Source organism: Ruegeria sp. CDSC052 (genome assembly GCF_059610685.1).
Map to the genome: position 1 here is coordinate 108,297 of NZ_JBXWOB010000011.1, position 8,560 is coordinate 116,856.

Genomic DNA, 8,560 nt, shown 5'->3' on the forward strand with positions numbered 1-8,560 from the left:
CTGCAATTTTTGCACCCTAAGAACATCCGGGAGTATTGATATTTCTTTTCTTTATCTGTGGCTTAGTGCGTTTTTGGACGTGTGGGGACATACATCAAGCACAGACCTTAAAGATGTTTGCCCCACATATCTATTGACAGGTCGCCAATGAGATTGTCCCCTTAGTATACAATTATTCCCAGCAGGAAATGCTTCGCAGAAAGACCTCCTGCTGCAACAACAGGGAGACTACGAAGTGGATGGCAATCTAAATGCACTTACGACGGTCTTTACCGAGTTTTATTACTGGGTAACGGTCGTCTTCATGTTCCTCATCCATGTGGGCTTTTGCATGTACGAAGTCGGTGCCAGTCGGGCCCGTAACCATATGCACACATTGATGAAAAACATCATGATCATCCCGCTGGTGACGGTCACGTTCTTCTTCTTTGGATGGTGGATCTACTGGGCGTTCCCGAACTTTCCGTTCTGGGGCGGTCTCGACACCGAAGCAGGTGCCGCAAATCTACCGTGGGCGAACACAATGGCAACCAATTTGGACGACAGAATCACAGGGGTCTTCTGGGCCGCGTTCCTTCTGTTCTCGTGGACAGCCGCCTCGATCGTTTCTGGTTCAGTGATCGAACGGATCAGGTCATCGGCTTTGTGGGTCCATGCAGTCATGATCGGGTCCGTCTGGTGGATCATCGACGCTGCTTGGGGTTGGCACTATGGTGGCTGGATGGTGCGTATCTTGGGGTATCACGATGCTTATGCGTCAGGCGTTATCCATGCAATCGCAGGTGGTTACGCACTTGGTGTGATCATGGTACTGGGTCCACGACTTGGCAAGTTTGCCAAGGATGGAACGCCGCGGGATATTCCTCCGCATAATCCATGGTTGCTGACCATCGGTATTTTCCTGATCTATACCGGGTTCTGGGGTTTCTATGCCGCCTGTAACGTTCCGGTAATCTCGCCCGAGGTTATCGACGGTCAGATCGTTGGCGCCACCTGGACTGCAACCAACATCTATCTGGCCCCGACCACGCTGTCGGCGATTACGTTCAACTTCCTGATGTCGCTGTCGGGCGGGTTGATGGCAGCCTATGTCGTCTCGAAGGGAGATGCCTTCTGGACCTTCTCGGGCGGTCTGGCCGGTATCATCACCGCGTCTGCTGGAAACGATTTGTATCACCCGATCCAAGCGATGATCATTGCCGCAATCGGCGTCGTGATCGTCTATAATCTGCACTACTGGGTAGAGCGTCGGTTCAAGCTGGATGATGCTGTCGGTGCTGTAGCCGTGCATGGCTATGCAGGTGTCGTCGGGCTGGTCATCGCGGGCTTTGTCCTGTGGGGCGTGCCTTCGTCACCATATGAAGGTTATGCAACCATCAACCCGATCGGTCAGATCACGGGTGCGGTCATCATGTTCTTTGTCCTTGGGTTCCTGCCAGGCTGGGCTCTGGCGAAAATGCAATCCGCTGCCGGCGTACTGCGCATCCCGGAAGAAGTTGAACTTCAGGGTCTCGATTACGCTGAACACCATGCCTATGAGGACGCCAAAGCTGCCATTATCGAAGCCGATAAAGAAGAACTGGCCGCCCGTGGCGTAGCAGCGAAATGAGGGAGTAAGATATGTCTACGAATGGTTATACAAACTGGGCCGTGGATCTGGCCGAAGTCGGGCCGGTCTATCCCTTCCAAGGTTACGAAGTTCTAATGGTCATCATTGGTGTCGTCTTCTGGGTTGGCTGGCATCGCATCCAATTCGTCCGCGAAGCTGAGCACCTGGAAAAGGCGCGCCACACCGGTGACGAAGAAAAGGTGAAAGCACAGTTGGAACGATATTGATCCAGCCTTGAATGCTTGCAATGGGCGCGAAAAACACAGGGCGCGCCCATTGCCTCTTAGGAAAAAAACTTTCCTATGATTATTGATGTCCCACTGATTTGTTGGTACCGTCGAATCATAATGAAACACATAAGGAGATCTGCCAGCCATGTGCGGAATTGTTGGATTATTCCTCAAAGACCAGTCTCTTGCGCCCCAACTGGGCAATATGCTGACAGACATGCTGATCACGATGACAGATCGTGGCCCCGATAGTGCCGGTATTGCAATCTACGGCTCTGAGTCCGATGGCAAAACCAAGATTACAGTTCAGTCCCCCAACCCCGAAACGGACTTTGTCGATCTGGCTGATGAGCTAGGCAAAAGTCTTGGCGTGACGGTTGGTCAGGCAGACAATGATACACATGCCGTCTTGGAAATTCCCGCCCGTCAGTTCGAAGCCGCGCGCGCCGCGCTGGCTGAAATCCGGCCGACGGTTCGTATCATGAGTCGTGGCGAAAGCCTCGAAATCTACAAGGAAGTTGGCCTGCCCAAGGATGTTGCAGACCGCTTCAGCCTCAGCGGCATGAGCGGCACTCATGGCATTGGACACACACGCATGGCGACGGAATCCGCCGTGACAACAATGGGCGCACATCCGTTCAACACGGGGTCCGATCAATGTCTGGTTCACAACGGATCCCTGTCCAACCACAACTCGTTGCGCCGCAAGTTGCGCCGCGAAGGCGTTACCATCCAGACAGAGAACGACACCGAAGTTGGTGCCGCATACCTGACCTGGAAAATGATGAATGGCGCCACTTTAGGGGAAGCTCTGGAATCCAGCATTGATGATCTGGACGGGTTTTTCACCTTTGTAGTAGGGACCAAAGACGGGTTTGGCGTCGTACGTGACCCAATCGCTTGCAAGCCTGCAGTGATGGCAGAAACGGATCAATATGTTGCCTTTGGCAGCGAATACCGCGCCTTGGTGAACCTGCCGGGCATTGAAGACGCCCGAGTTTGGGAACCTGAACCAGCCACCGTTTATTTCTGGTCGCACAACGACAGTCCCACAACTCACGAAAAGGCCGCCTGAAATGCAGACCTATGATTTAGAGGCAGACGGACTGCGTGGATTGAACTCGTCCCTGCAGGCGCAAAACGCCGAGACCAACCAAACCAGCTGGGAAATTGTAAATCCAAAAGGCAGCCATGCGATTGCTGTCGGACTGGACGCGCCGATCGAAGTGACGGTCAAGGGGTCTACCGGATACTATTGTGCCGGCATGAACCAACAGGCGACCATCAAGGTTCAAGGCTCAGTTGGTCCGGGTGTGGCTGAGAATATGATGTCCGGCCAGGTCATCGTCGATGGCGACGCCAGCCAGTATGCCGGGGCCACAGGCCATGGTGGGTTGCTGGTCATCAAGGGCAACGCAAGCTCGCGCTGCGGTATTTCGATGAAAGGTATCGACATCGTGGTGCATGGCAATATCGGGCACATGTCCGCCTTCATGGCACAGGCAGGAAATCTGGTCGTCTGCGGAGATGCGGGCGATGCGCTGGGGGACTCACTCTACGAGGCACGGCTGTTCGTGCGTGGTTCGGTCAAAAGCCTCGGTGCTGATTGCATCGAGAAAGAAATGCGCCCTGAGCATCTGGATATTCTGAGGGATCTGCTGGACCGCGCTGGCAGCGACGCCAAGCCGGAAGAGTTCAAACGCTATGGCTCGGCTCGTCAGCTTTACAATTTCGACATCGACAATTCCGCAGCTTACTGAGGAAGAAGGGTATGAAAGATATGGACGATCAGATCCCCCGCACCCTGCCGATTCAGTCGGCGACATTTACCAATCCGATCAATGCTGAGATCCGTCGCGCCGCTGCGACAGGTATCTATGACATTCGTGGCGGTGGCGCCAAACGGAAAGTTCCTCATTTCGACGATCTACTCTTTCTGGGTGCGTCGGTGTCGCGCTATCCGTTGGAAGGCTATCGGGAACGTTGCGATACCTCAGTAACGTTGGGCACGCGCTTTGCCAAAAAGCCGATCGAGCTGGATATCCCGATCACCATTGCGGGTATGAGCTTTGGCGCGTTGTCCGGTCCGGCGAAAGAAGCTCTGGGCCGCGGCGCATCCGCAGCGGGCACGTCAACCACCACCGGTGATGGAGGCATGACGCCCGAGGAACGTGGCCACTCAACCAAGCTGGTGTATCAATACCTGCCCTCACGCTATGGCATGAATCCCAACGATCTGCGTAAGGCTGATGCGATTGAGATTGTGGTTGGCCAAGGCGCCAAACCCGGCGGGGGCGGCATGTTGTTGGGTCAAAAGATCAGTGACCGTGTGGCCGAGATGCGGACCCTGCCCAAAGGCATTGACCAACGGTCCGCTTGCCGCCATCCAGACTGGACAGGGCCGGACGACCTTGAGATCAAGATCCTCGAACTTCGGGAAATCACTGATTGGCAAGTGCCTATCTATGTGAAAGTTGGCGCCACGCGCCCCTACTACGACACTGCATTGGCAGTGAAAGCCGGGGCGGACGTTGTCGTCATGGATGGCATGCAGGGCGGCACCGCTGCGACGCAGGACGTATTCATTGAACATGTCGGGTTGCCAACACTGTCATGCATCCGCCCTGCCGTTCAGGCATTGCAGGATCTGGGCGTACATCGTGAGGTTCAGTTGGTCATCTCAGGCGGCATTCGCACCGGGGCCGATGTGGCCAAGGCATTGGCACTGGGTGCAGATGCAGTTGCCATTGGCACGGCTGCTCTGGTGGCCCTTGGGGACAACGATCCCAAATGGGAATCCGAATACCAGAAGCTGGGCACAACCACTGGCGCTTATGACGATTGGCACGAAGGTCAGGACCCGGCAGGGATCACCACGCAAGACCCCGACCTGGCTGCGCGTCTTGACCCGGTTGCTGCGGGTCGCAGGCTGCGCAACTACTTGAAGGTGATGGCGCTTGAGGCCCAAACCATCGCGCGTGCATGTGGCCACAATCACCTGCACAATCTCGAACCTGAAGACCTGTGTGCCCTGACAATGGAGGCGGCCGCCATGGCGCGTGTCCCCTTGGCGGGCACCAGTTGGTACCCGGGCAAGGAAGGGTTCTGAACCGATGCTGCGCGGCTCCCTGATGGGGGCCGCGTTTTTGCTTTGAAAAACTAGAATTCAACAGGGAAAGGAAAGCAATCGTGACGACAGATCTCGCAGCTTTCGCAAAAGAAAAAGGCGTCAAATACTTCATGATCTCGTTCACCGACCTGTTCGGTGGACAGAGGGCTAAACTGGTTCCTGCGCAGGCGATTGCCGACATGCAGCAAGATGGTGCAGGCTTTGCCGGGTTCGCCACCTGGCTGGATATGACACCGGCTCATCCTGACATGCTGGCAGTTCCAGACCCATCATCGGTCATTCAGCTGCCCTGGAAGCCCGAAGTGGCTTGGGTTGCTGGCAACTGCGTTATGGAAGGCAGCGATGTCGCGCAAGCCCCTCGTAACGTATTGCGCCGCCTGATCGACGAAGCTGCAAACGAAGGAATGCATGTCAAAACCGGTATCGAAGCCGAGTTCTTCCTGATGACGCCGGACGGAGAACAGATTAGCGATCCTTTCGATACAGCTGAAAAGCCTTGCTATGACCAACAGGCCGTGATGCGCCGGTATGATGTCGTGCGCGAAATCTGTGACTACATGCTGGAACTGGGCTGGGGACCTTATCAGAACGACCACGAGGACGCCAACGGCCAGTTCGAGATGAATTGGGAATTTGACGACGTTCTGCGCACTGCTGACAAACACTCTTTCTTCAAGTTCATGACCAAATCGGTTGCTGAAAAACATGGGCTGCGTGCGACATTCATGCCGAAACCCGTGGAAGGCCTGACCGGTAATGGCTGTCATGCGCATATCTCGGTCTGGGATGCGCCAGGCGATGCGGCCAAGACCAACGTGTTTGCAGGCGAGGGCGACGGCCCGACCGGTGAGGTTGGTCTGGGAGAGCGTGGCAAGCACTTCCTCGGTGGCATCATGAAGCACGCGTCAGCACTGGCCGCGATCACCAACCCCACGGTGAACAGCTACAAACGCATCAACGCGCCGCGGACGATGTCGGGTGCAACATGGGCGCCCAACACCGTGACATGGACGGGCAACAACCGGACTCACATGGTGCGTGTGCCCGGCCCCGGGCGGTTTGAATTGCGTCTACCGGACGGAGCAACCAACCCCTACCTGCTTCAGGCCGTGATCATTGCGGCTGGACTGTCAGGTATCCGATCCAAAGCAGACCCTGGCAAGCGCTGGGATATCGATATGTATGCCGAAGGCCATAAAGTGCGCGGAGCACCAAAGTTGCCGTTGAACATGCTTGATGCACTGCGCGAATACGACAAAGACAAAGACCTGAAGGGCATGATGGGCGCCGAATTCTCGTCTGCTTTCCTGAAGATGAAGCATCAGGAGTGGAATTCCTTCGTGTCGCATTTCTCGCGCTGGGAAAAGGAAAACACGCTGGATATCTGATCCGGTAAAACTGGAAGACATCGAGGTTGCGGCCTGTGCCGCGGCCTTGTTGTTCATTCACCAAAAACGATCACGCCGGGATGTTTTTTCAGTCAACACGCGCCGGGCGAAGATCGCGGCGCGTCTTTTGCACACATATCGTCAAACGGGGATTCCGTTGAAATTGTGCGCCTTTAAGACGGGAACCCAATCCCCGCATTGCACAGCTGCTTTGGGCAGCCCCTTGGTTGTCTGGGAAATCGGAACCATCCCTGGCTTGCGGCCGAAAAGCAGTCAATCAGGGCATGGGCTAAGGGTGCTGTGCAAAAGATGACACCTAAACGACGATATCGCGATCGAGCAAATCTCTATGACGTTCAATACTTAAGACCGGCTTCATCTAATCTGAACGGTTGGTTGTTTGACGACTGATTTCGAGACCCTGCAAATAGCCTATTCTGGGACTTCTTGTCCTTTTTTCCTATCCACCTCGATGCGCCAGTCGGGAACGTCGTTAACAAGCATCAATGCCGCACGTCGCAGGGAGGTTCGCATCTTATCCACCGCCGGGCCGCGCAGTTCACAATCTTCCAAAGCGGCGTCAAAGGTTTCCAGCCAAAGCTCTGCATCGGCCTCGCGAATAGGCACATGGGCATGTATTTCCCGTAAATCCATGTGGCCAAATCGTTCCCGGTAATAAGCTCGGCCGCCCAAAAAACCGCTGAGGAACTCGAACTGTGCTTGCCTTGTATGGTTCAATCCGTGACCCCGAAAATGCAGCCGGTGCAAGGAATACACAGCCGGATCGGCCTCCATTCGATCATAAAATTGTTCGACAAGCGCGCGCAGGCTCTCTTCGCCTCCAAGTTGATCCAAAGCCGAGGACATAGTGGATTCTCCGGGTCTCCAGTGCCTAATTTATTGCATAACAGGAATATTAGTTTATCAACAGTGACATCTTGGCGCTGTTGATATCTGGGACCGAACACATGCCAATATGGTCGACACTACAACAATCTTCCCTTACATGAGCGCCCTTGCACTCGGGTTGCTAGCTGCGTTGTGCTGGGGCATTCATGATCTCTCGGTCCGCTATATCAGCCAGTCCGTCAGCGTGGTCGCCTCGCTTATGTTTGTGTTACTCTTTGGTGCCATCCTGCAGATCGGGATGGTTGCAGCCTGGGGCGACATCAACCCCATGTCGGGCAACGCGATGGCTTATGCGATTGCAGCAGGTTTTTTTTACCTCTTGGCCGGGCTCAGCATGTACGAGGCTTTTCATCGGGGGCCCGTGCGATTGGTTGCGCCGCTAGTTGCCAGCTATCCGGTCTTGTCCGTCACCGTCGCAATTTGGCGCGGCTCGACTGTCAGTGCATGGCACTGGTTGGCCGTAATTGCGATCGGCCTCGGAGTATCCATCGTCGCAGCCCGCTCAGACAAAACCGAGACAACCTACCCTGCCCGTGGCCCAACCATTGTCTTGTCTTTGCTGGCCGCAACCGGGTTCGCCGCAGCATTTGCCCTGGGGCAATACGCGGCAGAGATCAGCGACGAATACACCGTGTCTCTAATCGGTCGACTTACGGCAATTCTGGTTCTGGCAGCGATAGCTTTTGCGTCTCGCAAGTCGATTTGGCCCGGCACAAAAGCACTGCCCCTTTTGTGCTTAATGGGTTTACTGGATGCGGTCGCAATTCTCAGTGTGGTCGCGGCCGGTAGGTTGCCCAATGCCCAATATGCATCCGTCGCGGCTTCGGTTTTTGGACTACTGACTGTTGTCCTTGCCTGGGCAATCTTGAAAGAGCGTATGTCACCAAGCCAGTGGCTTGGTTGTGTCGTCGCGTTTGCCGGAATCGGCTATCTCGCGCTCTGAGGACGGCCTTGCGAATTGACGTGCCTGATGGGCTGCAGCCGGGCTGTTTGGCAGGCACTCAATCTCGCCTGAGCGTGGCGGTCCGGATTTACACCACGCTCGTAGAAGGGGGGATCGGAGGGAATTGGGAGGCGACACGCCAATGAATACGATCACCATGCACAAGTCGCGATCTACAAGGTCGCCAATACCTACGAAAATCAGAACGGAAAAAAGAACAGCCGCAGTTTGAACAGCGGCGGCCTCGTTTTAAGCCGTCAGGCCTTCTGGTTCTGGGAGTTTGTTTGCGCGGCATGCGGCGGTCAGGGTGTTGGCCAGCAGGCATGCGATTGTCATGGGGCCGACGCCACC

Annotated in this window: 8 protein-coding genes and 1 pseudogene; 7 read left to right on the top strand and 2 right to left on the bottom strand. The window is 55.4% G+C overall.

The window, feature by feature from the left end:
* Positions 1 to 235 precede the first annotated feature (235 nt).
* The 6 genes from AC2FIM_RS16160 to glnT all read left to right on the top strand — a co-directional run bounded on the left by AC2FIM_RS16160 (position 236) and on the right by glnT (position 6,357).
* Positions 236 to 1,609: an ammonium transporter gene (locus AC2FIM_RS16160; protein WP_271951763.1), complete on the top strand. Its 1,374-nt coding sequence runs from the start codon at positions 236 to 238 to the stop codon at positions 1,607 to 1,609.
* An 11-nt stretch (positions 1,610 to 1,620) separates the two neighbouring features.
* The gene (locus AC2FIM_RS16165; RefSeq protein WP_142638480.1) at positions 1,621 to 1,836 is read left to right on the top strand and encodes a hypothetical protein; all 216 of its coding nucleotides are present in this window, start codon (positions 1,621 to 1,623) and stop codon (positions 1,834 to 1,836) included.
* 148 nt (positions 1,837 to 1,984) lie between these two features.
* Entirely contained in the window at positions 1,985 to 2,914 is a 930-nt protein-coding gene (locus AC2FIM_RS16170) for a class II glutamine amidotransferase (protein ID WP_142638478.1), read from the top strand.
* Between the two features lies 1 nt (position 2,915).
* The gene (locus AC2FIM_RS16175; RefSeq protein ID WP_142638476.1) at positions 2,916 to 3,599 is read left to right on the top strand and encodes a GltB/FmdC/FwdC-like GXGXG domain-containing protein; all 684 of its coding nucleotides are present in this window, start codon (positions 2,916 to 2,918) and stop codon (positions 3,597 to 3,599) included.
* A gap of 20 nt (positions 3,600 to 3,619) precedes the next feature.
* Positions 3,620 to 4,948 (top strand): FMN-binding glutamate synthase family protein, encoded by a 1,329-nt coding sequence (locus AC2FIM_RS16180; RefSeq protein ID WP_142638687.1) that lies wholly within the window; start codon positions 3,620 to 3,622, stop codon positions 4,946 to 4,948.
* An 80-nt stretch (positions 4,949 to 5,028) separates the two neighbouring features.
* Entirely contained in the window at positions 5,029 to 6,357 is a 1,329-nt protein-coding gene (gene glnT / locus AC2FIM_RS16185) for a type III glutamate--ammonia ligase (protein WP_496678514.1), read from the top strand.
* Between the two features lie 432 nt (positions 6,358 to 6,789).
* Here the strand turns inward: glnT and AC2FIM_RS16190 are convergent, their stop codons facing one another.
* Positions 6,790 to 7,224: a group II truncated hemoglobin gene (locus AC2FIM_RS16190; RefSeq protein WP_142638472.1), complete on the bottom strand. Its 435-nt coding sequence runs from the start codon at positions 7,222 to 7,224 to the stop codon at positions 6,790 to 6,792.
* A 139-nt stretch (positions 7,225 to 7,363) separates the two neighbouring features.
* Between AC2FIM_RS16190 and AC2FIM_RS16195 the strand changes: the two genes are divergently transcribed.
* A complete protein-coding gene (locus tag AC2FIM_RS16195; RefSeq protein ID WP_142638470.1) occupies positions 7,364 to 8,209 on the top strand; it encodes an EamA family transporter in 846 nt (281 codons plus the stop codon).
* Positions 8,210 to 8,458: 249 nt separating this feature from the next.
* Here the strand turns inward: AC2FIM_RS16195 and AC2FIM_RS16200 are convergent.
* A pseudogene (locus tag AC2FIM_RS16200) lies at positions 8,459 to 8,560 on the bottom strand (bifunctional methylenetetrahydrofolate dehydrogenase/methenyltetrahydrofolate cyclohydrolase); the annotation flags it as partial.

What these genes read in the sequence shown, in the direction of transcription:
- AC2FIM_RS16165 (WP_142638480.1), top strand. Translation starts at nt 1,621, where the DNA reads ATGTCTACGAATGGTTATACAAACTGGGCCGTGGATCTGGCCGAAGTC.
- AC2FIM_RS16175 (WP_142638476.1), top strand. Translation starts at nt 2,916, where the DNA reads ATGCAGACCTATGATTTAGAGGCAGACGGACTGCGTGGATTGAACTCG.
- AC2FIM_RS16180 (WP_142638687.1), top strand. Translation starts at nt 3,620, where the DNA reads ATGGACGATCAGATCCCCCGCACCCTGCCGATTCAGTCGGCGACATTT.
- AC2FIM_RS16170 (WP_142638478.1), top strand. Translation starts at nt 1,985, where the DNA reads ATGTGCGGAATTGTTGGATTATTCCTCAAAGACCAGTCTCTTGCGCCC.
- AC2FIM_RS16195 (WP_142638470.1), top strand. Translation starts at nt 7,364, where the DNA reads ATGAGCGCCCTTGCACTCGGGTTGCTAGCTGCGTTGTGCTGGGGCATT.
- AC2FIM_RS16190 (WP_142638472.1), bottom strand. Translation starts at nt 7,224, where the DNA reads ATGTCCTCGGCTTTGGATCAACTTGGAGGCGAAGAGAGCCTGCGCGCG.